At 54.9% G+C, this 26,009-nt stretch carries 20 protein-coding genes and 1 tRNA gene; 10 read left to right on the top strand and 11 right to left on the bottom strand.

What is annotated here, in order from left to right; translation table 11 throughout:
• Positions 1–595: 595 nt before the first annotated feature.
• The 3 genes from OHL22_RS17140 to OHL22_RS17130 all read right to left on the bottom strand — a co-directional run bounded on the left by OHL22_RS17140 (position 596) and on the right by OHL22_RS17130 (position 7,588).
• Entirely contained in the window at positions 596–4,330 is a 3,735-nt protein-coding gene (locus OHL22_RS17140; protein WP_263339973.1) for a carboxypeptidase-like regulatory domain-containing protein, read from the bottom strand.
• A gap of 269 nt (positions 4,331–4,599) precedes the next feature.
• Positions 4,600–6,294 carry a CRTAC1 family protein gene (locus tag OHL22_RS17135; protein WP_263339971.1) on the bottom strand — a complete coding sequence of 565 codons (1,695 nt, stop codon included), beginning with the start codon at positions 6,292–6,294 and terminating at the stop codon, positions 4,600–4,602.
• On the bottom strand, positions 6,284–7,588 hold the full coding sequence (locus OHL22_RS17130) for a tetratricopeptide repeat protein (protein ID WP_263339969.1): 1,305 nt from the start codon (positions 7,586–7,588) through the stop codon (positions 6,284–6,286). Before OHL22_RS17130 ends, OHL22_RS17135 begins: the two co-directional genes overlap by 11 nt.
• Before the next feature lie 328 nt (positions 7,589–7,916).
• Between OHL22_RS17130 and OHL22_RS17125 the strand changes: the two genes are divergently transcribed.
• Positions 7,917–8,129: an SEL1-like repeat protein gene (locus OHL22_RS17125; protein WP_263339966.1), complete on the top strand. Its 213-nt coding sequence runs from the start codon at positions 7,917–7,919 to the stop codon at positions 8,127–8,129.
• Between the two features lie 62 nt (positions 8,130–8,191).
• Here OHL22_RS17125 and OHL22_RS17120 read toward each other — a convergent pair whose 3' ends face one another.
• Together OHL22_RS17120 and OHL22_RS17115 are read right to left on the bottom strand one after the other, a co-directional pair.
• A complete protein-coding gene (locus OHL22_RS17120) occupies positions 8,192–8,329 on the bottom strand; it encodes a hypothetical protein (protein ID WP_263339964.1) in 138 nt (45 codons plus the stop codon).
• Between the two features lie 438 nt (positions 8,330–8,767).
• Positions 8,768–8,860: transfer RNA gene (locus OHL22_RS17115), tRNA-Ser, on the bottom strand.
• A 222-nt stretch (positions 8,861–9,082) separates the two neighbouring features.
• Here OHL22_RS17115 and OHL22_RS17110 point away from each other — a divergent pair.
• Positions 9,083–10,393 (top strand): APC family permease, encoded by a 1,311-nt coding sequence (locus OHL22_RS17110; RefSeq protein ID WP_263339963.1) that lies wholly within the window; start codon positions 9,083–9,085, stop codon positions 10,391–10,393.
• 6 nt (positions 10,394–10,399) lie between these two features.
• On the opposite strand, the gene OHL22_RS17105 is transcribed toward OHL22_RS17110, so the two are convergent.
• Together OHL22_RS17105 and OHL22_RS17100 are read right to left on the bottom strand one after the other, a co-directional pair.
• Positions 10,400–11,581: a serine hydrolase domain-containing protein gene (locus tag OHL22_RS17105; RefSeq protein ID WP_263339961.1), complete on the bottom strand. Its 1,182-nt coding sequence runs from the start codon at positions 11,579–11,581 to the stop codon at positions 10,400–10,402.
• Positions 11,582–11,646: 65 nt separating this feature from the next.
• A complete protein-coding gene (locus tag OHL22_RS17100; protein ID WP_263339959.1) occupies positions 11,647–12,195 on the bottom strand; it encodes an inorganic diphosphatase in 549 nt (182 codons plus the stop codon).
• Between the two features lie 125 nt (positions 12,196–12,320).
• Between OHL22_RS17100 and purS the strand changes: the two genes are divergently transcribed.
• Positions 12,321–12,566 (top strand): phosphoribosylformylglycinamidine synthase subunit PurS, encoded by a 246-nt coding sequence (gene purS, locus OHL22_RS17095; protein ID WP_263339958.1) that lies wholly within the window; start codon positions 12,321–12,323, stop codon positions 12,564–12,566.
• A gap of 4 nt (positions 12,567–12,570) precedes the next feature.
• Positions 12,571–13,014: a hypothetical protein gene (locus tag OHL22_RS17090; protein WP_263339956.1), complete on the top strand. Its 444-nt coding sequence runs from the start codon at positions 12,571–12,573 to the stop codon at positions 13,012–13,014.
• Positions 13,015–13,104: 90 nt separating this feature from the next.
• On the opposite strand, the gene OHL22_RS17085 is transcribed toward OHL22_RS17090, so the two are convergent.
• Positions 13,105–14,241, bottom strand: a complete 1,137-nt coding sequence (locus tag OHL22_RS17085; RefSeq protein ID WP_263339955.1) for a hypothetical protein — start codon at positions 14,239–14,241, stop codon at positions 13,105–13,107.
• 278 nt (positions 14,242–14,519) lie between these two features.
• Here OHL22_RS17085 and glmS point away from each other — a divergent pair, with 278 nt between their 5' ends.
• Positions 14,520–16,403 carry a glutamine--fructose-6-phosphate transaminase (isomerizing) gene (gene glmS, locus OHL22_RS17080; protein WP_263339953.1) on the top strand — a complete coding sequence of 628 codons (1,884 nt, stop codon included), beginning with the start codon at positions 14,520–14,522 and terminating at the stop codon, positions 16,401–16,403.
• A gap of 27 nt (positions 16,404–16,430) precedes the next feature.
• Here the strand turns inward: glmS and OHL22_RS17075 are convergent, their stop codons facing one another.
• Complete coding sequence (locus OHL22_RS17075) at positions 16,431–18,770, bottom strand: GH92 family glycosyl hydrolase (RefSeq protein ID WP_263339951.1); 2,340 nt, start codon at positions 18,768–18,770, stop codon at positions 16,431–16,433.
• 409 nt (positions 18,771–19,179) lie between these two features.
• Between OHL22_RS17075 and OHL22_RS17070 the strand changes: the two genes are divergently transcribed.
• The 5 genes from OHL22_RS17070 (at position 19,180) to OHL22_RS17050 (ending at position 24,812) form a co-directional block, all read left to right on the top strand.
• On the top strand, positions 19,180–20,535 hold the full coding sequence (locus OHL22_RS17070; RefSeq protein ID WP_263339950.1) for an HD-GYP domain-containing protein: 1,356 nt from the start codon (positions 19,180–19,182) through the stop codon (positions 20,533–20,535).
• Between the two features lie 114 nt (positions 20,536–20,649).
• A complete protein-coding gene (locus tag OHL22_RS17065) occupies positions 20,650–21,330 on the top strand; it encodes a YceH family protein (protein WP_263339949.1) in 681 nt (226 codons plus the stop codon).
• Positions 21,331–21,407: 77 nt separating this feature from the next.
• Complete coding sequence (locus OHL22_RS17060; RefSeq protein ID WP_263339947.1) at positions 21,408–23,153, top strand: M28 family peptidase; 1,746 nt, start codon at positions 21,408–21,410, stop codon at positions 23,151–23,153.
• An 81-nt stretch (positions 23,154–23,234) separates the two neighbouring features.
• A complete protein-coding gene (locus tag OHL22_RS17055) occupies positions 23,235–23,750 on the top strand; it encodes a Dps family protein (RefSeq protein WP_263339946.1) in 516 nt (171 codons plus the stop codon).
• Between the two features lie 225 nt (positions 23,751–23,975).
• On the top strand, positions 23,976–24,812 hold the full coding sequence (locus OHL22_RS17050) for a ferredoxin--NADP reductase (RefSeq protein WP_263339945.1): 837 nt from the start codon (positions 23,976–23,978) through the stop codon (positions 24,810–24,812).
• Positions 24,813–24,838: 26 nt separating this feature from the next.
• On the opposite strand, the gene OHL22_RS17045 is transcribed toward OHL22_RS17050, so the two are convergent.
• Complete coding sequence (locus OHL22_RS17045) at positions 24,839–25,009, bottom strand: hypothetical protein (RefSeq protein ID WP_263339944.1); 171 nt, start codon at positions 25,007–25,009, stop codon at positions 24,839–24,841.
• Positions 25,010–25,077: 68 nt separating this feature from the next.
• The gene (locus OHL22_RS17040; RefSeq protein ID WP_263340534.1) at positions 25,078–25,932 is read right to left on the bottom strand and encodes a LytR/AlgR family response regulator transcription factor; all 855 of its coding nucleotides are present in this window, start codon (positions 25,930–25,932) and stop codon (positions 25,078–25,080) included.
• Between the last annotated feature and the right edge of the window lie 77 nt (positions 25,933–26,009).

Below are 26,009 nucleotides of genomic sequence, written 5' to 3'. Positions count from 1 at the left end.
GTGCTGAGATTTTCCACGCGAATGGAATGCTCGATCGCTCCGAACCCTGCGCGCGCAGTCCATTCCCAGCTCAATCGAAGTTTGGGATCTTGCGATTCATATACAAAGACCGCATGTCGACTATCCGCAGAAGAGGCTTTGCTGTTGAAAGTCCAATTGACAGAAGCTTCTGCTCCGTCCACCGTGACACTCGTAGGCAGAGCATCCCCACCGATGTTCTGCCAAACTCGTTCGTTCGAAGTCTTGCTGCGAGTCAGGCTCAACAATTCAGGTCCATGAGCGCCTGCACGAATTTCTATCTGCGCGTCGCTCGTAGAAACGGTGATACTTATTCCTTCCTTGACTTCAGCTTGCGCTGTGAACGATAGCGAAGCATACGCAAACGACAAGCAGATCGAGATCCAACAGATACGAAGCCGGTGCACAGCAATCACCCCATGATCTTGCAATCGTTAAATGCATCCTTCAATCGGCACGGCAGAATGAGCCCTGGTCTGCACATTGCGAGCCACAGCAACTGATGCTTGAGCTTTCAGAATTCAAAGAGTCTGTGGAGACCAGCACCCCGATCTCCACCAACAGATTTGGCCACACACTAAAAAAAGTAACGCACACCAGCCTGCATCACACGTTGTCCGGCCTTGCCGTTAATGCCTCCGAACACCGGTGAATCAGGATCAGCAATGATGTTGCCAAAGTTTGGATGGTTAAAGATATTCTGCGCTTCAATGCGCAGCTCAATGTACTGCGCCTGATTATCGTTGAAATAATACTTCTTGAGGATGCTCGCATCCGTGTAGAAGTTTCCAGGATTACGCATATCCGGAAACATCACCGGAGCATTGCTTAGTGAATAATCAGCCGTACGGGTAAATGCCGAGGCATTCAACACACCCGCAGCATTTCCATTTACAAATTGACCATTCACCACAAGCGCGTCGCTCAAGCTTGCTCCGGATCTCCGGTAGCTGTGGTTTGCCAATGACCACCGAAGGGCCGCACCTGGCGCGGTCGTCCCTCCATCCACCGTCGGCACAGTGACAGGCGTGCCTTTGGGATCCCATGTCGAGATTCCCGCTACTGCCCAACCGCCGGCTACTGCATCCACGAGATATCCGGCAACGCCGTCTGGATGGTTCATGAACTGTCGTCCGCGTCCAAATGGCAGATCGTAGTTGTAATTCAGCTTCAGCGTTTGCGGCATCTCGTAGAGCGCGACACCGTAGCCTTCCATCAGATTATGCGGATTCTGTAGCAATCCCGCCGTAGCTCCGTAAACATGAATATCGGTGCTTGCGGTATTACTCAATGTCTTGCGAATCGCATAGGAGGCCAGCAACGCAAGGCCGCGGTAGTTTCGCGTCTGAATTTGAATGTTGGCAAAGTTCGAAAACGATCTTCCCCAGGTCACTTGACCGGGAGTTGTCGAAGTTGTTCCTGCATATTGCGGCGAAAGTGCAAGCAATTGACTCAGAGACACAGTTGGCTCACTTGAAAACGTCTGTGACTGGCCATAGAACGGGTTCGGCACCTGGTCATTCAGATGTGTGCCCAACTGATAGAAGTTCACCGGCGTGTTATTCAGGCTCCAGTTGAAGACGTTTGTTAATAGGTGCACTCCCTTGATGCCTTGATACTCGGCCGTAATCGCCCAATCATTGCCGAGTTGACGCTGTACGCTAACGCCCCACATATAGTCGGTCGGCGTGTCATAGTGACCTATGGTCGTGCCCGCCTGATCAAAGTTTCCGGCTGCGCCGTAACTCGCGTACCAATATTCTTGATTATTGGTTAATGGGGTGACAAATCCAAGATGCGTTCCACCCGGCTGTGCAGGAAACGTCCCTAGACCGTGATCATTGCCAAACTCGCTGATCCAATGCTGGCCGTCGACGGTTGGAACCTGGTTAAACGTATTAGAGTTGTAATAGAAGCTCAGCCAGTCTGTTGAAAGTCCGTTCAATCCCTGGTCAACAGTACCACCACTCAAATGCAGTACGGTCTTGTCGTTCAATGCCCAACTGATACCAAGGCGCGGTTGCAGGTTTGCGATATTCGTTGTGTACAGGTTCTTCTGTGGATACTCTTTCGTCCCCAGCAGAGCCACACGTCCCGTAGCGCCCTGCGTAAGCCACGCAGGTGTCGGCATGCTGGCCAATTCAGGCTCAGCCGCTACAACCTGACTCCAGTTCCAGTCACTGTTAGCGCTCAGAACATTCTTGGCATTCAGGTCATACATCAAACTGCCTTGCACGTGACGTCCCTGGCGCGCTCCATCATGATCCCAGCGCAAGCCAATTTGCACAGTCAATTTGGTATTTACCTTCCAGTCGTCCATCACATAGGCAGCCTGGTTCCATCCATAAGGTGTGATGTCCCAGTTGCCCCATTGGAAGAAATTGGAAGATCCCATCATCAATTCGGACAGAGGGCTTCCCGTCAAGCCGTCGACCTGATTCCAATATTGATTGGATCCGCCACCTGGGTTCACCCATGCTGCTCCTGTATGGTCGCCGCCTTGTTCTGTAAATCGAATCAGAGACTGCTCATAGCCCACCTTGATCGAGTGACGCCCAATCAGGCGCGTCGCGGAAACCGTTCCGTTGTATGTCTGCGTAATGAACGAATCAAACTCTGAACCCCCGACCGGCGTGTAACCGCTGATTGTCAATGCTGGAGGAATCTCATTTGTCGTCTTTTCAGTGTTGCTTTCAAGCAACGGATCAAACGGCCACTTTGAAGTGTTCACATTCGGATCTGGTGCTGAGCCCAATCCTGAAACGCCATTGCTTATCAGCTTCGAAGTAGCAAAGCCAAGATGGGCATCAATAATGGTCTTCGGTGTCGGCGTCCATGTGTAAAGGAAGCTCCCGCTCCAATCATCATCCGTCGTCACCGACTCAGCGCCGTGCAGCCATGGCGCTGGGATATTGTCCGTCAGCATCGAGCGGCTGATGCTACCTTGCAAATGCTGATCTGCTCGAATCACCTCGTCCATGCGAAGGAAGTATTTGTCGATGGGAAGCGTTAAATTAATCGGGTCATAGCGATTGTCAAGGTGATCATTGTTTGCGGCTGGCGCATGATTCGGCTGCGGCCACAATGCAAGGTAGTCCAGAAATAATTGGCTCTGACCAGAGATTGGACAAGTGAGGCCAGTCCCGCACGGCGCTGAAGATCCATAGTTTGCCGGAATTTTATTACCAGGAAACTGCGGACGAACCCAACACGGAGATTGGCCAGCTAACGGGCCGGTACAGTCATTTGGATTCGAATCATAGGTGCCGTTAAACGGATCATAAATCGTTGCATACAGCGGTTGTCCGTTGTTGACGTTGATCACCGTCTGCGAAAAATCTCCCTCCCGGTTCAAGATCGTAGGAACGCTCGTAAGGATTTCTTGACCTTCGTGGAATCTCTGACCTTCCCACGCGCCGTAAAAGAACGTTTTGTCGTGGCCGTTATATATGTGCGGAATCCGCACAGGACCGCCTGCCGAGACCCCGTAGTTATACTGGTGAAAATCCTGCCTTGGGTTGCCTAGAGAATTGTCAGTCCAGTCGTTGCTGTCCAGGTTCTGGTTCCGGAAGTAGAAGAATGCGCGCCCATGATAAGTATTTGTACCGCTTTGCGTTTCCATCGAAATCAGGCCGCCCGCATAGCGCCCCTTATCCGCGGTCAAGACACCGCTTTCAACGCGAAACTCTCCTATGGAGTCCGGCGTGGGAATAGATCGGTTTGTCGCGTTAAACTCCGCTTCCTGCACCTGATTCCCATCCACGCTAATGCTTGTTCCGTTCACCTGGCCGCCAGAAACGGAATAACTGTTGCCGGTATTGCCAATCAGATAAGCGGAATTACCAAGCGTCTGAATCGAATCCACCTGGGGCCCGTTTCCTTGAATCGAAGGCACCGTCGCGGTCAAATCAAGTGAGTTCCGATTAAGCTGCGGCAGTTCCGTGATCATCTTGTTATCTAGCACATCAGACGAGCTCGATTCATCGGATGAGATCAGCGTAGCGCCGCTCGTAACGGTCATCGTCGTTTCAACAGTGCCCGGTTTTAACGAGAAATTCTGTGTGAGGTGATCGCCTGTATTCAAGACCAAACCAGATCGATTCTCTGTACCGAACCCCGGCACGCTGACATTCAACGAATACGTGCCCGGAAGCAGTTCCGTCAGCAGATATATTCCGGATCCATTGGAAATCGCAGAATAGGAGACATTGGTCGCGGTGTTCGTCGCTTTGATCTGCGCGCCGGAAATAACGGCCCCGGTTGTGTCGGTAACCAGTCCGCTGAGTTGAGCATTGGAACTCTGTGCACGCATTGCCGGACACATCATCAACACTGCAACCAGCATCGCGCTGCATAGGCGCACACTTCGACTGCAAGCGAATCGTCTCCATCCAGATTTCATCGTCTATGGACCTCCAGGCTCCCGCCGCGTGACAATCAGTCATATTTCAGGCGGAAGAACCTAGAGCTATTGATAGTCCTCAAAAAAAACAACCGTCTATCTACATGGAGGATATTTCTTATGCTTTAAGGTTTACCGAGGTTGCGTTGCCGAGGACAAATGAATTCCTGCCGGTCGATCTATGCCTTTGATTTTGGCTCTGTCAGCGATAAACGCTGATCTGCTTTCACTTCTGTAACCTTCTGCACCACACCTGAAGGCCACCGGATCTCAATCGCCGCTGAAGTGGCTGAGCCCAAACCAAAATGCAATGTTAGGTCGCTCGAAGACGCATAACCGACACTGTTCGTAACCGTTCTTATCTGTTTTCGGCCGCTCGCCAGGCATACGACCTGAGCTCCAATCGCCGACCGGTTGCTTGCGGCTCCCGTAAGACGTAATTGCAGCCAGTGCCTGTCATGGCTTTGCGGCGTCCGATTCCACCATAGCTCCAACGGTGCGTTCATTGCGCTCACTGCGACGTCGATGCGGCCATCCCTGTCGAAGTCCGCAAAAACTGCTCCTCGGTGGAGCGCTGGAGTCGCTGCCCCGACTCCGCAATCATCCGACACATCAACAAAGCGCCCGGCTTTGATATGGCCCGCATTATTCTGAAATACGCGATTCGCTTGTGCGTCTCGTACATCAAGGCCTCCTCCGGCAACGAAAAGATCTAGCCAGCCATCGTTGTCCAGATCCACAAGGCCACATCCCCATCCGCTCCATGGTCGGCTCAGATTCAATAGCCCGGTGCTTGCACTTCCATCGTCGAAACTGCCATGCCCTCGATTTAAGAACACTTCATACGTCTCATTCTTCAATCCCGTCATCACGATGTCGGGCAAATCGTCCCCATCAATATCGCCAACAGCCGCACCCATTCCAGAGATGTTTCGTCCATCACCGTTATAGGCGACACCAGCCTCTAATCCGATCTCTGCAATATTTTTCCCCTCAAACGAAACCAGCAGATTCCTCGCATTGTCGTTCGCTATAAAAAGCCCGGCATGCTCACTACCCGCGATGTAGCCCATGGCAATCCCCATGCCTTTGCCCAATAAATCCGGCAGACCTTCTTTACGCGTAACCTCTGTGAAGGTGCCGTTGCCGTTATTGTGATAGAGCTGCATCGCTTGTGCCGTGTACTTATCTGGATGGCAATACGCTCTCGACTGAGGCTCAACGCCTCCGCAAACTGGGTCAGAGCCCGGCGACCAATCACAGTAGTTGGATAGAAACAGATCCAGATAACCGTCGTTGTCATAATCAATCCAGCATGCGGCCACAGTCCAGGGCGGCTTACCCAACGAACCGTTGCCTGCTAAACCCGCCTTCACCGTCACATCATGGAAGGTTCCATCACCGTTGTTGCGATAGAGATGGTTCCCATGCACTCCGGCCACAAAGAGATCTTCAAATCCGTCGTTGTCGTAGTCGCCCACGGCAACGCCCATGCAATAGCCTTCTCCCGCTAAACCCGATCTCTTCGTAACATCGGTAAACGTGCCATCCCTGTTGTTTCGATAAAGACGATTCGAATATTCAGGCCCGGACTTCTTCATCTCGGGTAAACAAGCTCCATTGGTACAGAAAAGGTCCGGCCACCCGTCTCCATCGAAATCAATAACGCCCAGACCACCGGGCAATGTCTCAACCTGATATTTGCGTCCTTGAGCTCCGTTGCATAAAACGAAATCCAGCCCCGCCGCACGTGCGCCATTCACCAATCGAATACCCGAAATTCCCACGTCAGATAATCCATGAGCCGCCGGCCATGCAGCGAGAATGAGAGATGTGCGAAGAAAATCCCGCCTGCGCAGTAAATCAGTTCGCATCAGGTTTTGTAGTTTCCTTATCCTTAGCTGCATCCTGGCTTTCTCGTTGAGCGCTATGAGCTTGAAACTGATCCGAAAGCCGACGCGCTTCTGCGGCAGCTCGCCCCGCGTCGGTATCGCGCCCAAGCCTCTTGAGTACCCGAGCAAGCAGAGCGTGTAACGAGCCTTTCTCATCCGGGTAGCCTTCTCGCAATGCCGGCTCAAGCAGCTTCAGCGCAGAAGAATCGTCTCCCGTCTCCGCGAGTGCTCGACCTAGCTCAATCGAAATCGACTTATCGTTTGGAGTCTGAGCTGTAAGCTGCCGTAGCAATGGAAGCGCATTTTCATAGTCGCGTTCGTTCATTGCAATTGCTGCCAGGGTACGAAGTGCAGACTGGCGATGAGGATCCAGCACCAGTGCCACCTGGGCCGAGGCTTTCGCATTGTCAGAGTCACCTTTGCTCAATTGCGCCTCCGCCAATCTCTCCAGAAGCCGTGGATCTCGCGGATGCAGGCTAATAGCCTGGCGATACTCCTTTTCAGCTCCATCTGGATCATTGCTTAACCGCAGCAAAACATCTCCACGCAACTCATGCACAGCTGCCAGATCCTCTGCCGAATTCCCAAGCCGCCCCGCAGCTTCGCCTGCCTCAAATGCATAGCAGATCGACAGTCGATACGCCGCATCTGCGTCAAGCTTCTGAGAATCATTCGCAAACCTCTTTTCAAGCAAAGGTATTGCGACGCTGCACGACTTATCGTTTGCAGCGACTTGTTCCCTGGTCTTTGCAGTTGATTCAAGCCTGCGCGCCACCGAAAGACCTTCCTCAGATGTGCGAAGCTGTAGTCCAATACTATGGAATCGCTCAAGCGCAAAACCGGCCCACGCTTCTATAGACTGTTCCGATCCATGTCCTCGTTGAACTGCGCGTTCAAAGGCCTCTGCAGCCAGGCCGTATCGGCCAACTGTTGCCTCGGCTTCACCCAGGTAATCTTCCGGGAACTCTTCCTCAGGCTTCGTTCGCGCCGCTGACTGCAGCCGCGGTATGGCATCCAAAGGTTTTCCGATTCGCAGGAGATCAATCCCCAGCAGAAGATTAGCAAAATAGTCATTTGGCTCAAGTTCGCGCGCCTGGTTGAGTACCTGTATAGCCTCGCCGAATCTGGCCTGTTGGTGAAAGTCGAACCCACGATGCAGAAGCGTCTCGAAGGAATCAGCTTGAGTGCCTTGTGCCCACAAAGCGAGCCCGACACCGGCGGCCAAGACTAGGACCGCAGCCAGACTTTTGATCCTTCGTGAGACAGGTGAAGCCATTGGCTCAACATAGCTCGTCTGCTTGCAATGACGCAAATCCTTGGCCGGTATAAACTTCGCGTCCGATTCCAATCGGGGCCGGTGAGAAGAAAAGAAATCTTTCTACCTGCAAGACCGGCTATAGCTATTGCGGCCATAGCATGCTACGCCCAAGGGTCTCTTACTACGACGAGTGAATAACTCCGGAGACATCGGTTGGCATAAGAACAGGATCTTCATTAGCGAAGTCTTTCGTTTCGAGGAACTGGGATTCGTGTTGATTGCACCTGGGTCCAGCAGGGGATGCGAGGTGGCGGGCGAAGGGTATTTGATGGGAATCGGAGTGCCGATGGACAAGTTCCATGGCGTGGATTTGTTGCGCAAGATCTGCGACGTGGGGTATGCGACAGCTTGCGGTGTCCTGGCAATGCAGTACCTGAACGGCGAGGGAGTTCCAAAGAACACGAGCAAAGCGATGGAGTTGCTGCAGCGATCCTGTACGGGTGGCTTCGAGAAGGCTTGTCAAGAAAGAGATGTACTGCGAGCCAAGGGTGTGCATTGATTCTGCGTTTTGGGGTTGAGGAAGTACAAGAGCCGAGGATTGTTCTGCTTAGAGCGACGTTGTTAGAGCTGACTCGAAATAACGAGTCGGAGGGCGCCGCCGAGGAGGACTTCTTCGTTGGAGACGATGCGGGCGCGATGTGACAAGTCGAACTTGATGTCCTGACTACTGAAGCTCGACGGCGTAGACGTTATCCGCATGGCAGGCCATCGCTTCTGAGGATGCTCGTTCGGTCAGTGTTTCGTTCCTTTGGGATTGAGTTGAAGCCAGGCATCGAGATCGCGACGGCACCGGCGTTGCGTTAGCTCAACCCCCGCATTTCAGTTCGAAGTCGGCGGAGGGACAAATTCTCTGGAGTGTTTCCGTCAAGACAAGCCCAATTTGCGGAAAGAATGGGCTTCCCCTTTAAAAACTCTGAATCCCGCAGACCCCACGGCGGGCAAACAATCCTACGACGAACTTGGATTAGAACTTTCTCCAAAAACTGAACATCAACTATCAGACTCAGAAATTGGAGCTAAATCGCAAGGATTTATTCGAGAGAGCTTTTAGGAGAGAAGCCAGTATTTGCGAAATGTGGCCGTATAACAGTGATATTCGAAATTCAAATTGCTCATTTTAAACAACTGATGACTCTATGGCGGAGAGAGGGGGATTCGAACCCCCGGTAGAGCTTTTGACCCTACAACGGTTTAGCAAACCGCCGCCTTCAGCCACTCGGCCATCTCTCCGGCTATTCCCGGATTATACCCGATATGCGACTTTCTCCGCCTGAGAGGAGCAGGAAAGCCGCTCATTTAACAGTGGAAGGACCGCTACCGGACGTACATTGCTCCCTACGAACATTTGCCCGCGGATGGGGTATTTTTCTCTTGGGGTGGGAGGCGATCATTGTTACATTCACATGCATGCGTCTCGCCGCCCAATCAGGGCAGCCGGGGGTTCCGCGCAAAATGCGGATTCTTCCGCTCATCGCCGCCACATACTTCATGGTGTCGGGCGGGCCTTACGCCATTGAGGATATTCTCGGCGGCGCGGGATTCATTACCGCAATCGTCATTCTGCTGGTGCTGCCGTTTGTCTGGAGCCTGCCGACAACACTGATGATCGGCGAACTGGCAAGCGCTATCCCCGCTGAGGGCGGCTTCTATGTTTGGGTTCGCCGCGCGCTCGGGCCCTTCTGGGGATATCAAGAAGGCTGGCTTTCGCTCTCAGCCAGCATCTTCGATATGGCGATCTACCCGGCCTTTTTCGTGAGCTACCTCGGCAAGTTCAATCCAGCATGGACTGCAGGCTGGCACGGGTGGCTCTGGTCTTTTGGTGTAGTGGTGGTGTGCTGCGCCTGGAATCTGCGTGGCGCGCCGTCGGTGGGTGACGGATCGATGGCGCTGTTTGTTTTGTTGTTGTCGCCGTTTGTGGTCTTCACTGTGATCGGCTTCTGGCGTGGATTTACGCTGCACCCGGCAATTCAATGGGGACATACAGGTACGTCAGCCGAGCTTTCCACGGCGGTGCTCGTCGCCATGTGGAATTACATGGGGTGGGACAACGCTTCTACCGTCGCGCAGGAGGTCGAGAATCCGCAGCGCAACTATCCGCTGGCGATGATCGGCTCCGCAGTCCTGGTAGCCGTCACCTATATTCTTCCGCTGCTGGCGATGGCTTTTGCAGGACTCTCATCAGAAAGCTTTTCGACAGGAGCATGGGTGGATGCGGCGCGATCCGTCGGCGGCAACTTGCTGGGACTGACCGTGGTAGCCGGTGGCGTCATCAGCGGTTTTGGCATGTTCAACGCGCTCGTGTTGAGCTACACGCGCCTGCCCATGGCGATGGCCGAAGACGGCCTGTTGCCGCGTGTGGTGGCGCGGAAAAACGCAAAAGAAGTTCCGTGGGTTTCAGTGCTGTTTTGCGGCCTGGCTTGGGCACTCGCGCTCAATCTCCCTTTCGAGCGCCTCATCTCGATCGATCTGATCTTGTATGGTGCGAGTCTTGTTCTGGAGTTCGTGGCGCTGGTAGTGCTTCGGCGTAAAGAGCCAAATCTGGAGCGGCCATTCAAAGCCGGGAACATGGCATTTGCCATCGCTCTTGGCGTAGGACCCACAGCGCTCATTGGCTATGCGCTCTGGGCCTCGCGGGATGAGCGTGTAGGCAACTTCTCTGCACTGTTGTTTGCCTTGTTCGTCGCGCTCCTCGGGCCTGTCTTTTACTGGATCACGACGTGGAAGCAAAACAAGCGTGACCTGGCTCCTACACCCGCCGATTGATGTGGATTATTTCTCTGTAAAGAAGTGATCGATCAGGTAGTCGCGCAACTCAAAGTCGAAGCTGCGTGTGTTTTGTTTCGAATCCTGAGCATCGGTGTTGTAGACAACGATGTAGCCGTTATGCCTGGCTGGATCGATATAGAAGTGGCTGCGGAAACCGTTTTGCCAGCCTGCGTGACCGATCAGCGTCAGTGCTCCATCGGTGTGCTCGAAGAAGCTGGTTGAGACTGTATCGTGTGCTCCTGCACGCGACTGGAAATCGTCGTCCGGCACAACCGGAAGAAACGGCGTCCACATCTCCTCAATCGACGAGCGCTTGAGCACCATATCGTACTCGGCCTCGCGCGTCGCATCGGAAGGATCGCCAAGCAGAAATCCGAGATACTTGAGCATGTCGCCAATGGGCGCGTTCAGGCCACCGTTCGAGCGCGTAATGCCAGTATTGAAATCGAATGGATCTTCAGTCAGCTTGCCGTCTTTCAGGTCCCAGCTATGCGAGCGGTAGCGCAGCAGAAAGTAAGGACTGCGGTCATAGTACGAGCGGCTCATACCGAGCGGCCGAAGCACATTCTTCTCCATGTAGACTTCGTAGCTATCTCCCGAAAGGCGCTCGATGATTTCGCCGAGAAAGACAACGCCGAGATTGGAGTAGCTGAACTTCGAGCCCGGCGGAAACAGGACTTCGGTATAGGGCATCATAGCCACGAGTTGCGACCACTGCGTCGGCTCGAATGGCTGCCAGGTTTTGTCGTCATCGTGCCACGGCCATGTAGGATCGCGAAAACCACCGGCATGGGCCATCACATGGCGAATGGTGACCTTGGAGATTGAACCGTATGGATCATGAACCGCAGCCAGCTCGGGAATGTACTTGATGAGTGGATCGTCTAGCGAGAGCAGACCCCGGTCACGAAGCTGCATGATGGCAATGCCAGTGAATGTCTTGGTGCATGACGCCCAGTGATACGTTGTTTCATCGTTCACCGCTTCTTCAGGTGATTTGCTCTGAATGCCGTAGTTATCGTGCAACACGACGCGGCCATCGCGGATGAGTGCGAGACTGCTGCCCAGTATTCCGTTTTTCTTGAGGCCGGATTCGTAGTAGGTCCGGATGGCCGTTAGATCAGGAGTGGTGTTTCCGGCACCCTCTGCCGCAACCGCAGCTGCGTGAGCAAGCGATATCAACATCGCGCTCACGCAAACTATACGGATGCACCGCCACGCATACAGCCGACGGGCGAGGGCTCTGTGCATCAGCCTTTGGCCGCTTCAGACTTCTTCTTACTGTCATCGAATTGCTTGACGGCGTGCACGATATGATCACGAGCATAGGAAGCGTCGTGCCAGCCCTTGATCTCGACGCGCTTGCCTTCCAGATCCTTGTAGATCGCGAAGAAGTGTGTGATCTCCTTCAGCATGTGCGGATAAATATCGGTGTAATTCCATACATTGTTGTAGCGTGGGTTGTTGTTGCCTACCGCGAGCACCTTCTCGTCGAGTACGCCCTGGTCGAGCATCTCCAGCAGCCCGATCGGACGCACTTCCTGGATGCAGCCGGGAAATGTCGGCTGCGGAACAAGCACCAGCACGTCCAACGGATCGCCGTCATCGCTCAACGTTGACGGAATAAATCCGTAATCACCGGGATAATGGACCGGGGAGTGGAGATTTCGGTCGAGCTTGAATACATGCAACTGTTTGTCGTATTCAAACTTGGCCTTGCCGTCTTTGGGGATCTCAATGACCACCCGAAAAACCTCAGGGGCCCGGTCGCCTACAGGCAACTCCAGATAATTGACCATCTCGTTCTCACTTCTCCCACATTCAGATGTGGGCGGGGGTTGTGACCGGTTATGTGGATGTCCTGCAATGAGAGACAGATACCAGATCTCATCCGGTACCGCCGGAACTACTATAATTACGGGAAATGAAGGCTCATGTCTATGTCACGTTGAAGACTTCCGTTCTCGATCCCCAGGGACAGACGATCCAGAATGCTCTCCGCAAGATCGGTTTTACCGGGGTCGATGGGGTTCGCCAGGGTAAGTATTTTGTTCTCTCGCTCGCCAAAGGCTTAACGCTCGAAGCAGCCAAGGCAGAAGTTGAGCGGGTTGCACGAGAAGTACTGACCAACCCGGTCATCGAGGAATACACCTATCGGATCGAGGAATAAGACCATGCTGGGTGGGGGCAGATCCAAACCGAGAGCGCATGATTATCTCGATGAGCTTGCTCCCAAAGCATCTGCTGGCGAGAAGCTGAAAGTCTTTGGCAGGTGCGCGCTTGGCTGGCTTACCGGTTATCTGATCTCCGCCGTTTCATCGATTCTGTTCTTCCTGATTGCGCATATTGCTTCGCACGCGGCTGCCTCAAACGGGCTGATGTGGGGCACGGCGATTTACGGCGTCGTGTTTACCGTCATTGGAGCAATTGTCGGCGCAAATTTCTCCCGAGCTAATGCGCTCGGCATCGGCGCAGCCATAGCCGCGACCATCGCCGGGGTCGCGCTTTGGTCCTGGGCCGAAACTCCAAGCGATCCACACTGGACGCAGGCGATTGCGATCTTTCTGATGGCGCCCGCAGCGCAATTCGGATCGCTCTTCCGCAGGACGATGGACTAGAGATCTGAGACAGACGGCGCCGCACCCTATAGGCGAAGCGCCGTCAATATCGTACGTCTCTGGGCAAGCTGGAAGCCCTGCCTCAGGAATTTACCGCCAGTCGTCGTTATCGTTGTTGCCGTTACCGCCTTTGCCACAATGCTGCGGAAAGGTGGTGCGTAGGAATCCGTGATTCTGAAGGCTGGTATCAATGTAGCTTCCCGTCACCACACCGAGAACATTGACAGCCGCGGGTGCAGTAGAGGTGGCATTCTGCGGCGCCGTCGACGGAACGGAGAACACAGTCAACTTTCCATCCGTCCCGCGGATAAAGCCCTGATCTCCAGTGGTGCTGTTGGGATCAAAAAAATCGCCCGTAATCGTTCCTTGAAAGTTGATGCTTTCCGGAATGGTGAGTGCCGAATTCGGCGGGTCAAATGTCGTGAAGTTCCCCTTCGCGTCACGTACAAAGCCGTGATACTGCGATACTCCATCGAAGTAATAACCGGTAACTGTGCCGAGGCCGCTGATGCCAGTGACGATGGTGAAGGCAGATCCCGAAGGATCAAATGTTGTCACCTGGCCAGAAGCAGTGCGGATGAATCCATGATCGGTAGTGCCGTCTGAGTAGTAGCCCGCGACGGTTCCCCGTTCATTGATGCCCTGCGGCAGAGTAAGCGTTGAGCTTGCAATCGAGAATGTTTTGATTTTTCCATCAAGCCCTACTACAAATCCATGCGTACCCGCGTCATCGCTGTAGTGGCCCGCGATGTGACCCACCGGAGAGAAGTACTCGGGAAAGGTTCCCTTGTCTGCTCCCGGAACAGTAATAACGGCGTAGTGTCCCCAGGGATCGCGCAGAAAGCCACGATACGTCTGGGTTGCCGTTGAGAAGTAGCCAGTGATGGCTCCGACGAGGCTTATATCGGAGACTGCTGTGTAGGTAGATCCCGGCGGGTCAACCGAATAGACCTTGCAACTAGGTGAACGAAGAAATCCGTGACTGATGGACTGCGCGTTTACAGTGTTACCGACGATGGTTCCGTCGATGGCGATAGCTGTCGGGAACGTTCCACATTGTCCCGTGCATCCGGTTGCGATGGTTCCGACGCCCGCCGGCGCGTCGAAGGTTACGATAGTCGGTTGTGGTGACCACCAGCCTTGAGCTGAGGCCTGCCAAGGTAACATCACTGCCGCTGCGAGAAGCACACTTCGCACAGCAACGCACTCCAGGGAGCAAATCTTCATTGCAAGAATCCTTTCCCTCTCCGGATAGGGCGGACGAGTGATATTTCACTTCGCCGCAAATATTTTTCTTATCTTTAAAAACTGCCGATTTGGACACACACTCTGCGCACACCGATAGCAAGCCCGGTCGAATGCGGCAGATTAAAACCCGATATTGTAACGGCCAGGAAGCATGAAGCAAGGCCGCGTGAGACAGTGCAGTGTGCCTACAATAACTCGCCGGAAATCTCCTGGTCTAGCTGAAACTGAACAAGAATTAAAGGCTCTACAATCGCAGCATGTGCGGAATCGTCGGTTATGTAGGCCCGAAGGAAGTGGTTCCCGTTATTTTGGAAGGCTTGCGGCGTCTTGAGTATCGTGGCTATGACTCTGCAGGCATTGCGGTTGGGTGCAAAGGACAAGGCAAGCTTTCTGTGCGTCGTGCACCGGGCAAGCTCAAGAATATGGAAGAGGTGCTGCGCGAGCGGCCCATCAGCGGGTGCTACGGCATTGGTCACACACGCTGGGCTACGCATGGGCGGCCCACAGAGGAGAATGCTCATCCGCATCGCGACTGTACCGGCAGCATCGTCGTTGTTCACAACGGCATAGTTGAAAACTATCTCGAGCTAAAGCGTGAATTGATAGCACAAGGTCACACGTTCGTAACTGAAACCGACACCGAAGTCATCGCCCATTTAATCGAACAGGTAACTGCCGACGCTCAAAATACCGATAAGACTTTGTCGTTGGAGGCTGCTGTTCGCAAAGCTGTGAAGCGGCTGACAGGCGCCTTTGCATTAGGCGTGTTATCTGCTCGTGAGCCGGACACGATCATCGCCGCGCGGCAAGGTCCACCGGTTGTCATTGGCCGCGGGGAAGGCGAATCGTTTATCGCATCGGATGTGCCGGGCATCCTGCATCACACGCGCAACATTGTTTTCCTCAATGATGGCGATATGGCCAGGCTCACGCCTGAAGGTGTCACCTTCACCGATTTTGACGGCCAGCCCATTACGCGCAAGGTGCAGCACATCACGTGGGATCCGATCCAGGCAGAAAAAGGCGGCTACAAGCACTTCATGCTCAAGGAGATCTGGGAGCAACCGCGCGCTATCCGAGATACCACGCTCGGCCGCATCTCTCTAGATTCGGGGCAGGTGTTTCTTGCAGAGATGGGATTAGCCTCCGAAGATCTCGCCACGGCATCGAGCATCAACATCGCCGCCTGTGGAACAAGCTGGCACGCCGCACTTGCGGGCAAGTACATGATCGAGCGGCTTGCTCGCATACCGGTCGATGTAGATTACGCCAGCGAATACCGCTATCGCGATCCAATCGCTGATCCAACTGCACTGGGCCTCCTAATCACGCAGTCCGGCGAGACGGCGGATACGCTGGCAGCACAGCGCGAAATGATGGCGCTGGGCTCAAAGACCGTAGCCATCTGCAACGTAGTTGGAGCCATGGTGACACGCGATGCCCACGGCACGATTTACACCCACGCCGGACCGGAGATCGGTGTCGCCTCCACGAAGGCCTTTACCTCGCAGATCACGGCGCTGTTTCTCTTTGCGCTTCATCTGGCGCAGGTGCGCGGCAAACTGACTTCGGCAGAGTCCTTGCATCTCTGTGAAGAATTGAGCCGTATCCCCGCAAAGATGATCGACATGCTCAAGGCCGTTTCAGCGCAGACGGAACGGCTAGCGCGGGACTTCTCAAACGCACGCGATTTTCTGTATCTCGGCCGTGGAATTCACTTCCCCATGGCACTCGAAGGCGCACTCAAGCTCAAAGAGATCTCTTATATTCACGCCGAGGGATACCCAGCAGGGGAAATGAAGCATGGCCCGAACGCGCTGATCGATGAGACGCTGCCCGTGGTCGTGCTCGCAACACAGGATCCTTCGGATGCGGGTTCACGTCTGCGCTATGAGAAGACTCTCTCGAATATTCAAGAAGTAACAGCTCGATCAGGCCGCGTAATCGCCATCGCTGTCGAGGATCAGGAAGAGATCGGCAACCTGGTCGAGCATGTCATCTCCATACCGAGAGCACCTGAGCTGCTACTGCCACTACTGGAGATTGTGCCGCTGCAATTGCTGGCCTATCACATCGCCGTGCGCCGCGGCTGCGATGTCGATCAGCCGCGCAACCTCGCGAAATCCGTCACGGTGGAATAGATTCGCCCTATCGAGGGTGACGGTTCGTTACTCCGGCTTTGACATCGAATAGGGTGTCTCTTCCGGACGCGTTGACCACGCAGCATCGTCCTTCGTACTCATAACAAATCGCAGCTCGCCGCCCTGCATCAGTTCGCTGTGCCATAGATATGTGCGATCGAGCGGCTTGCCGTTGAGCGAAACAGACTTCACATACGCATTGGCATCGTTGAGATTGTCGGCGACCACCGTGAGCGTCCTTCCGTTGGGCAGATGCAGTGTCGCGCGGTCGACGAATGGGCGACCGATCACATATTGATTCGATCCCGGCGCAACAGGATAAAAGCCAAGCGAAGTAAAGATGAACCAGGCAGACATCTGACCCAGATCGTCATTGCCTACAAGACCATCGGGAGCAGGACGATACTGCGAGTCGACAATCTGCTTGAGCCGTGCCTGCGTGCGCCACGGCGCTCCTGCATAGTCGTACAGATAAGCAAGATGGTGGCTCGGCTCATTGCCGTGAATGTATTGCCCGATCAGGCCACTGATGTCCTCAATGTCTGCATATTGCTTCGGGTCGACCTTGGCATCGAACATAGCATCGAGTTTGCCTATGAGCTTGTCATTGCCTCCGAGCAAATTGATAAGCCCTTGCGTATCCTGCGGCTCATACCACGAGTACTGCCACGCGTTGCCTTCGGTAAATCCACTGGCAGCACCCGCGCGCGCAGGATCAAAGGGAGTGCGATATTCGCCATTGGCCAGCCGCGGCTCAACGAATCCATCCTTCGTATTGAAGTTGTTTCGCCAGTAGCTCGCGCGTTTCGCAAAGGTATCGGCAACGTCGGTGCGATGCATCGCGCGGGCCATGCGCGCAATTGTCCAGTCGTCAAACGCATATTCGACAGTCTTCGACGCCGCCTCTGCATCGTCATCCACAGGCACGTAGCCATACTTCATGTACTGGTCGAGATGGCCATAGGGACCGTAGGTTGCGCTGGCCACCATGGCCTTCAGTGCGGCATCAGCATCGAATCCGCGAATGCCCTTCATGTAGGCATCAGCAATCTCAGGCACCGCGTGATAGCCGATCATGCACCATGTCTCGATGCCCTGGAACTGCCAGATGGGCAGAATGCCAAACGGGCTCTCCTGCTGCGAAGCAAGGAATGAGTTCACCACATCGCTGGTGCGGCGCTCTGGTTCGATAAGCGTCATCAGCGGCTGCTCAGCACGATATGTATCCCATAGGGAAAAACTGGAGACGAAATTGAAGTCCTTCGCGCGGTGTACCTGATTATCCGGCCCACGATATTCTCCGTCCGCATCCATGCTGATGCTTGGAGCCATCAGCGCATGATAGAGCGAGGTGTAAAGGCTCTTCTGCATTTCCGGCGAGGCTTTGAAGTCGATGACGCCAAGCGCCTGCTGCCACGCCTTATGCGCTGCGGTCCGCACACCATCAAAGTCAAACTCGGGCACTTCGGCATTCATATTGGCAATGGCGTTCTCTTCGCTCACCGGTGATAAAGCTACCTTGATGATCAATGGTTGCGACAATTCGCCAAAATCGAAGGAGGCTTCCAGACCGCGGCCCTCGATGGACTGTGTCGTTTCGGGCGAGGTTCCCGGTGATTTGAATCCCTTGTAGACCGGCGGCTCAGGCTCCAAGTCGTAAAGGCTATGCCCTGTCATGGGGCGCGAGAAGCGAATCGCAAAGTAGAGCTGCCGTCCCGGAGCCCAGCCGCGTGTCTCACGCATACCGGTAATGGTGCCATCCTGGCGAACGCGAATCCGCGACCACAGAATCTTGCCAGGATAGTCGTAGATACTGGAGCGAAGATCGAGCAGTACATGTGCAGGCTTGCCGGCAGGATAGGTATAGCGATGAACACCGACGCGAGTCGTCGCCGTCAGCTCGGCGCGCACTCCATAATCGAGCAGTGTCACAGCGTAGTAGCCAGGCTCTGCATGCTCCTGATCGTGGCTAAACCGCGAGCGATATCCCGAGCCTGGCTTGCCAATCTCGCCGGGATCGAGACGGACATCGCCGGAGATCGGCTGCAACAGCACATCTCCAAGGTCCGAATGGCCTGCCCCCGAAAAGTGCGTGTGCGAGAAACCGAGGATCGTCGTGTCCTCGTACCGGTATCCGGCGGCCCACTTGTAGCTCTGCTTGAAAGGACGGATCTGCGTATCGGGCGAAAGCTGCACCATGCCGAACGGAACGGTCGCACCCGGAAAAGTATGCCCCTCGGGACCTGTCCCGATCATCGGATCGACCATCGATGTCGGATCAGCTTTTGCAGCGTTAGGCGCCGGCTGCGACCAAAGTAACGGGCAAAGAGCCAATGATGCGATCGCCCAGACCCCAAACGTCTTCAAACAGGTCATCCCAATACCAGTCCTGACAGAAAATAGCGTCTCTTCGTCTTCTGCGCCGATGCACGGCTGAAGCTCCCGAAGAGGTTGTTACGCCGTAACCCATTGTGGCAGCTAAGGCCCAAACGCAGCCAGCGTCTGCAAAACCCGAAGAAAACCTATGACAACCGAAGAAATTACCTGATAGAGACCAGAGTACCGACCTTAGTGTTACTCCGGTAATCACATCAGGGGATACCCTCCCACCCCTTCGCCGATAGATAAAGATGTACGGACAAAACCCGAATCTTTCTCGTGAATCAGAGAGGTATCCCCCGTGGCCACTCAACCCGCAGCTCTGGAAAGCTTCTCAGCTGAGAGCATTTTGCTCGATTTTGAGCGGGCCCTTTCGCGAAATCCGCGAGCCCGAGCCGTGATCGGAACGCACCAGATCCCAATGCACGAGATGCTGGCCGCTCTCTCCTACGCGCTCGACCTTACGGAGGGCGCGATCCCCGGCCATGCGATTCGTAGCTGCCTGTATGGAATGCGCATCGCGGACGAACTGGGATTGCCCGAGCTCGACCGGACAACACTCTACTACGCACTTCTTCTTAAGGATGTGGGCTGCAGCGGCAATGCTGCCCGTATGTACTCGCTGATTGGCGGCGATGACCGCCGCATGAAGCACGACGTCCGTCTTCTGGATTGGACCCGGCCCTCTCTTGCCGCGTTTTCGACACTCTGGCACCAGGCGCTTCCGGGTTCCTCGGCGATTCTTCGCACTGGCCGCGTTCTCAAGCTGGCTCTCGATCAGAACAAGAACAGCCGCACCATGATTGCGATCCGCGCCGAACTGGGCGCAAACATCGCCCGCAAAATCGGCCTTGGCGAAGGCGTAGCCGAAACCATTTTAAGACTCAATGAGCACTGGGACGGCAGCGGATATCCCCAGGGACAGCGAGGGCAGACTATTCCACTGCTGTCGCGCATCGCTGCTGTAGCACAGCATCTGGATATCTTCGCCTCCGAGACGGGACTGTCGCGCGCCATGCAGGAACTGACCGACCGCGCCGGCCGCTGGTTCGATCCTGAGCTGGTTCGCGTAGCACGGTGCCTGTACTCCCGTTCGCAACTTCGCGCGGCAGTGGGTGGATTCGATCACTTCGCCCGTGTAAAGCAATTGCGCCCCGGCACTTTGCGCTCCTTATCGACCGAAGAAGTGGATCGCATCTGCGAAATCTTTGCCGAAGTCATCGACGCCAAATCTTCCTTTACCCGCTCGCACTCTTCGAGTACTGCGCGCATAGCTGTCGGAATCGCGGGGGAGCTTGGCTTTACCGTGCAACGTCGGAACAGGATACGACGAGCCGCGCTGCTGCATGATATCGGCAAGCTCAGCCTTCCAAACACCATCCTCGACAAGACAGGACCACTGAGCCCTGATGAATGGGATGCCGTTCGCGCCCACCCAATCCTTTCCAGGCAGATACTAGATCGCATTCCACACTTTGGCGAGATCCCTGCGATCGCCGCACAGCACCATGAAAAGCTCGACGGCGGCGGCTACCCATTCGGTCTTTCCGGCCGGGATTTGAGTCTTGATTCCCGAATCGTGGCCCTCGCCGACATCTTTGCAGCGCTCTCCGAAAAGCGGCCCTACCGCAAGACTTTGGAGATCGGCGAAGTCATCAACATTCTCGAAAGCGATGTCCCCAATAAGCTCGATCCCGATTGCTTCGAGGCCCTGTTGCGCTACCTGCATTCGGCTCCATACGCAACAATCTGATAATCGAACACGAGATGTATTCGTCTGCGGGCCGCGCCAGTATGGCGCGGCTCTTGGCATTTCATGGTATTGCCGGATGATCTGCGAAGATGTTCGCAGGAGACTTCAGCAGCCATGCAGCTCACGCCAGTGGAAGCCCGCGTCCTGGGCGCACTCATTGAAAAAGAGATCACGACACCCGAGTACTATCCACTGTCGCTCAATGCGCTCGTCAACGCCTGCAATCAGAAGAACAACCGCGAGCCAGTCATGTCACTGGATGAGGACCAGGTCCGGCAGGCTCTGCATGGACTTGAGGATGAACGGCTCGCCGGAACTGTGCGCGGTGATAGCCGCGTGACCAAGTACGAGCACCGCATGCAGGAGGTCTTCAACTTCACGCGCGGTGAAATCGCTGTAGTCTGCACGCTGCTGCTGCGCGGCCCGCAAACGCCAGGCGAGCTGCGCGGACGCACCGAGCGCATGTACCGCTTCGATGAGCTGACCGATGTGCTCAATGTGCTGAACAAGCTCTCAGCACGCGAACCGGCGCTGGTAAAGGTGTTGCCACGCCAGCCCGGCACCAAAGAGGCGCGCTATGTCCACCTCTTCTCGGGAGACATCGAAGCATTTCAACCGCCAGTCGCGCATGAGTCTTATGCCGCGGACTCCTCAGACGCAAATGACGCCGTTCGAGCGGAAGATCCGGAGCTTCAGCAGCGCGTCTCTGATCTGGAAGCCGATGTCGCGACATTGAGACGCGAGTTGCACGCCATGCAACAGGAAGTCCAGCGGCTCGGAAAGCTGTTTGACTAGCCCGAGTCCAGGGCACGACGGCCGGGAGAGTTATCCTGAGCGAAACGTACCCGCGTTCCACTCCTCAGGAGGATGCCTTGACAGATTCCCAGCATTCCAACTTATTTCTCAAATATCCCAGACATATCGCTCTCGTCGTGGCAAGCATCTTTGCCATACTCCCCATCGCTGGCTCTCCACAAGGCTTAAAGGAATCGAAAGCAATGGCTTCGGAAGATCTGAAGAAATTCGAATCGCAGGTCGATCCATCCACCATTCGCGCCCATGTTGAATACCTGGCAGATGATCTTCTGGAAGGCCGCTATCCTGGTCTGCGCGGCGGCGAACTGGCCGCCAAGTACATCGCAACACAGTTTGCGGTTTACGGGCTCAAGCCAGTGGGTGACAACGACACCTACTTTCAGAACATCGCCTTTGTTGGCATGAAGGTGAAACGCGATCAGACAACGGCCAGCCTCGTTCCCAACAGCGGCAGTCCCATTCCACTGCAGTTCGGCGACGACTACACGGTAATGAACGAAACCCTGACGCCAGCAGCCGATATCGATGCGCCGCTGGTCTTTGTCGGCTATGGCGTAACTGCTCCGGAGTTTCATTGGAATGACTATGCGGGCATCGACGTAAAAGGCAAGGTTATCGTTTGCATCGTCGGCGACCCGCCATCGGACGATCCAAAATTCTTCGGCGGTCCGGCGCTTACCTACTACGGGCGCTGGACATACAAGTTTGAGCAGGCCGCTCGCATGGGCGCGGTTGGTGCGCTGATCATTCATCGCACCGATCTTGCGAGCTACGGCTGGGATGTGGTGAAGAACTCGAACACCAGCGAAAAGACCTTCCTGCGCAATGACAAGAATCCTGCGCTGCAGGCAGCAAGCTGGATCCAGCTCGACATCGCGAAAAAGCTATTTGCCGCTTCGGGCCTCAATTTCGATCAGGAGTTTGAAGCCGCTGGAAAGCCGGGATTCAAGGCCGTGGAACTCCCCGTACGATTCAAGGCGCATATCGAGAGCACGGTGCGGTCCTTCCAATCACCCAACGTGGTCGGCATGCTTCCCGGCAAGGAGACGCCGGATCAGGCTGTTCTTTACACCGCGCATTACGATCACCTCGGCTTTGTTGCCGGCCCCGACGGGAACCCAAAATCGCCCGGCGACAACATCTATAACGGCGCTGCCGACAACGCAACCGGTGTGGGCATGCTGCTCGAAATGGCCCGCGTCTGGAGCCTCTTCGATTTGAGCCGCGGCGATGCAGGACTGCCTCACTCCGTAATCTTTTCCGCCGTCACCGCCGAAGAGCAGGGTTTGCTCGGCTCGGAATACCTCGGCCAACATCCACCGGTTCCAGCAGCTCAGATCGCCCTCGATATTAACTACGACATGGTGCTTCCTCTCGGCATTCCGCAGGAGATCGATGTCAACGGAGCGCAGCGGACCAGCTTCTATCCGGCAGTCGAAAAAACAGCGAAGGATTTTGGACTGACCATCGTGCCCGATCCACGCCCATCAGCCGGCAGCTACTATCGTTCCGACCACTTCTCGCTTTCCCGCGTCGGCATCCCAGCATTCTCCATCGACACTGGCACGCTGTACGAAGGTCACGACCGCGCCTGGGGTGAAACCAAGATGAAGGATTTTGTGACCAACGACTATCACAATTTCAGCGACAACTTCCACTCCGACTGGGATTTTGCCGGCAACGCGAAGCTGGTGCGCTTTGGCATGGATCTGGGTTGGCAGGCAATCACTTCCAGAAGGCCGATCGTCTGGAATAAAGGAGATGAATTTGAGGCGGCGCGGCTCGCGAGTGAAAGGCCCTAAATCCGAAAGCCTTCACAAGAATTTGACGAAACCCAGAGCCAAGTTACCCCTCTGATTCATCTAAAAGGTCAAGGAGAAATCATGACTACGACTGCCGTTGATCCGAAAAACGGAAACGCTCTGATTACCCCCACCGACCTCTCTCGGAAGGGAGCCGCCCAGATCGGCGAAGAGCTGCGTGTATTGCTGGCTGATGTATTTGCACTCTATCTGAAAACCAAGAATTTCCACTGGCATATGACCGGGCCGCACTTCCGCGATTACCATTTGCTGCTGGATGAGCAGGCGGATCAGATCTTTGCCATCTCGGACGAAGTCGCCGAACGCGCCCGCAAAATCGGCGAAAAGACGCTTCACTCCATCTCGGAGATTTCCAAGTATCAACGCCTGACCGACAATAACGAGGCTTTCGTCTCGCCTAAGTTGATGCTCGCCGAGCTGCACCAGGACAATCTGCGGCTTGTCGAGTATATGCGGAAGACTCATGAAGTCACATCGGAAATTGGCGATGTAGCCACCACCAGCTTGCTTGAAAACTGGATCGATGAGGGCGAGCGTCGTGCCTGGTTCCTTTTTGAGAGCATCCAGACTGCATAGTTGGCTCGCAACGCACATAAAACACTTAGGCCCGGGTTTCGTTCCGGGCCTTTGTTCTTTGTTGACATGGTGATACAAAATGCGCTCAAGCGAGTAACTCTTATAATCCCACATCACAAATTTTCAATTTTGTACCGTCTTATAATCAGCCCATGTTCGAAATAGCATTGGAATCGAAGGCTATTTCCCAACGGACTCAAATTCAGCGTTCAGCGAGAAACTATTTTGCCTCGTCAAACATATACGGCCAGCCTCCTGCAAAAAGCCTGCATCTCCGAATCAGCCCAGTGCTACCATCTTGAGTTCCAGGTCGATGAGTTGCCCAGCTTTGATTTCGCGCCGGGCCAGTTTGTATCGACAGTGGCGGTCGACGAGCGCGGCAAAACCCAGACTCGTGCCTATTCCATTGCCTCGGCCTCCAGCAGCAATCAGTTCGACCTCTGCGTAAACCGGGTGGAGGGCGGTTTTTTCTCAAACCATCTGTGCGATATGGAACCGGGGGCTACAGTGCAGGTGCATGGACCGCATGGCAACTTCACCCTGCGCCAGCCGCTTACCGACTCGATCTTCATCGCCACCGGAACCGGTATTGCGCCGATGCGGAGTTTCACGCAGTGGCTCTTTCCCGAGCAAGGCGAGCACGCCGGCGAAGACCGCAGCGAAGGGAAGCATACCTGGCTGGTCTACGGCACACGGCACGAGAGCGAGCTCTACTATCGCGACTACTTCGACCGCATCGCCGCCGAGCACGAAAACTTCCACTACGTCACCACCTTGAGCCGTGCCGGCGAAGAATGGACGGGCCATCGCGGTTATGTGCAAGAGTATCTCGGAAACATCGTCGAATCGCGAACTCTGGCAGCCAAGACCTCTGCCGCAGCGGTTACCGGAGCGGTCGCTGAAACAGCGGTTGCTGTTGAAGAGCTGGTCGAAGCTCAGACGCCCGCCTTCGATATTCACACTTATATCTGCGGTTTGAACAATATGGTCAGCGCCGTTCGCGAGCGCCTCACCGGATTCGGCTGGCACAAAAAGCAGATTATCTTCGAGCGGTATGACTAAGAGCGAAGCCGTGGGTGAAATGGATCCTAGTGCTGGAAACCCCACATAAGGACACCGAACACCGTCGAAGCCATCACCACAATAAGCACCAGCAGGCCACAGATGAACCACACGGCCTGCTGTTCTTGTTTTGGCGTGGGTTGTGTAATGCCGAAGAAGTTAATAAATCCGCGCGCGACAGCCCGAAGCAAGCCCATTTCGTACCCGTTATCTCTCAGAACAATCTTACCGGGAAGATGTTCGTTGGTGAGTCAGCGGTCTCGTCCTAGAGATTGAAAAGCTCACGCAAACGCTTCGTCTGCGCCCGGCTGACCGGGATCTCTGTCTGTTTTTTATCGTCCATGCGCAGCTGATAGCTCGACTTGAACCAGGGCACGACCTCGCGAATGTGGTTGATGTTGACGACGTAACCCCGATGCGCACGCCAGAACATGCTCGGATCGAGCAGTTCCAGCAGATCTTCTAACGTGCGGCATTTGGAGTGTCCCTCAACCGTTGGCGTCACAACACGGATAATGCCCTCTTCAATCTCAGCAAAGCAGATCTCGCTTTGATCCACGAGCAGAAGACGGCTCTGCACCTGGACTATCAACTTGTTCGGCGCCGGTCCGCGTGGTGTCGTCTGCTGCCGATGCAGCATTTCGAGTAGCGCATCCATGCCCGCGTCCTTACCCGCGCTGGCGTTGATGCTCGTGGAGCTTTCCTGTCCAGCTTCGGCCAGGCGGGCGCGGGTTCGCTCCACAGCTTGCTGAATACGGCTCTTGTCAAAGGGTTTCAAAACATAGTCAACGGCGTTTACATCGAACGCGCGAACGGCGTACTGATCATAAGCCGTCGCGAAAACCACTTGCGGCAATTTCTGCACGCCACGACGCTCGATAAGCTGCTTCAGCACAGCGAAACCGTCAAGACCCGGCATCTGAACGTCGAGGAATACCACATCAGGCTGAAGGTCTTCGATCAGCTCGACCGCCTCGATGCCGTTAGAACCCTCGCCGAGAATCTCCACTCCGCCGATTGAGTTGAGAAGGAACTTCAGCTCCTCGCGCGCAAGCTGCTCATCGTCGACAACGAGCGCTGTAATAGGTGCAAGGCCGACAACATTGGAGGAAGAATTCATTACCGCATCGTCCTTCGATGCTCCATTTGCCATCGTTCACACCCTCCACGGACGGGCTATCAACAGATCAGCCCGAT

Source organism: Acidicapsa dinghuensis, from assembly GCF_025685685.1.
In the GTDB taxonomy this organism is placed as follows: Bacteria; Acidobacteriota; Terriglobia; order Terriglobales; family Acidobacteriaceae; genus Acidicapsa; species Acidicapsa dinghuensis.
This window is presented reverse-complemented; position numbering and strand designations above follow the sequence as displayed.

What these genes read in the sequence shown, in the direction of transcription:
- OHL22_RS17130 (WP_263339969.1), bottom strand. Translation starts at nt 7,588, where the DNA reads ATGGCTTCACCTGTCTCACGAAGGATCAAAAGTCTGGCTGCGGTCCTA.
- OHL22_RS17040 (WP_263340534.1), bottom strand. Translation starts at nt 25,932, where the DNA reads ATGAATTCTTCCTCCAATGTTGTCGGCCTTGCACCTATTACAGCGCTC.
- OHL22_RS17065 (WP_263339949.1), top strand. Translation starts at nt 20,650, where the DNA reads ATGCAGCTCACGCCAGTGGAAGCCCGCGTCCTGGGCGCACTCATTGAA.
- OHL22_RS17100 (WP_263339959.1), bottom strand. Translation starts at nt 12,195, where the DNA reads ATGGTCAATTATCTGGAGTTGCCTGTAGGCGACCGGGCCCCTGAGGTT.
- OHL22_RS17090 (WP_263339956.1), top strand. Translation starts at nt 12,571, where the DNA reads ATGCTGGGTGGGGGCAGATCCAAACCGAGAGCGCATGATTATCTCGAT.
- OHL22_RS17140 (WP_263339973.1), bottom strand. Translation starts at nt 4,330, where the DNA reads ATGCGTGCACAGAGTTCCAATGCTCAACTCAGCGGACTGGTTACCGAC.
- glmS (WP_263339953.1), top strand. Translation starts at nt 14,520, where the DNA reads ATGTGCGGAATCGTCGGTTATGTAGGCCCGAAGGAAGTGGTTCCCGTT.
- OHL22_RS17110 (WP_263339963.1), top strand. Translation starts at nt 9,083, where the DNA reads ATGCGGATTCTTCCGCTCATCGCCGCCACATACTTCATGGTGTCGGGC.
- OHL22_RS17125 (WP_263339966.1), top strand. Translation starts at nt 7,917, where the DNA reads ATGGACAAGTTCCATGGCGTGGATTTGTTGCGCAAGATCTGCGACGTG.
- OHL22_RS17045 (WP_263339944.1), bottom strand. Translation starts at nt 25,009, where the DNA reads ATGGGCTTGCTTCGGGCTGTCGCGCGCGGATTTATTAACTTCTTCGGC.
- OHL22_RS17120 (WP_263339964.1), bottom strand. Translation starts at nt 8,329, where the DNA reads ATGCGGATAACGTCTACGCCGTCGAGCTTCAGTAGTCAGGACATCAAG.
- OHL22_RS17135 (WP_263339971.1), bottom strand. Translation starts at nt 6,294, where the DNA reads ATGCGAACTGATTTACTGCGCAGGCGGGATTTTCTTCGCACATCTCTC.
- OHL22_RS17105 (WP_263339961.1), bottom strand. Translation starts at nt 11,581, where the DNA reads ATGTTGATATCGCTTGCTCACGCAGCTGCGGTTGCGGCAGAGGGTGCC.
- OHL22_RS17085 (WP_263339955.1), bottom strand. Translation starts at nt 14,241, where the DNA reads ATGAAGATTTGCTCCCTGGAGTGCGTTGCTGTGCGAAGTGTGCTTCTC.
- OHL22_RS17055 (WP_263339946.1), top strand. Translation starts at nt 23,235, where the DNA reads ATGACTACGACTGCCGTTGATCCGAAAAACGGAAACGCTCTGATTACC.
- purS (WP_263339958.1), top strand. Translation starts at nt 12,321, where the DNA reads ATGAAGGCTCATGTCTATGTCACGTTGAAGACTTCCGTTCTCGATCCC.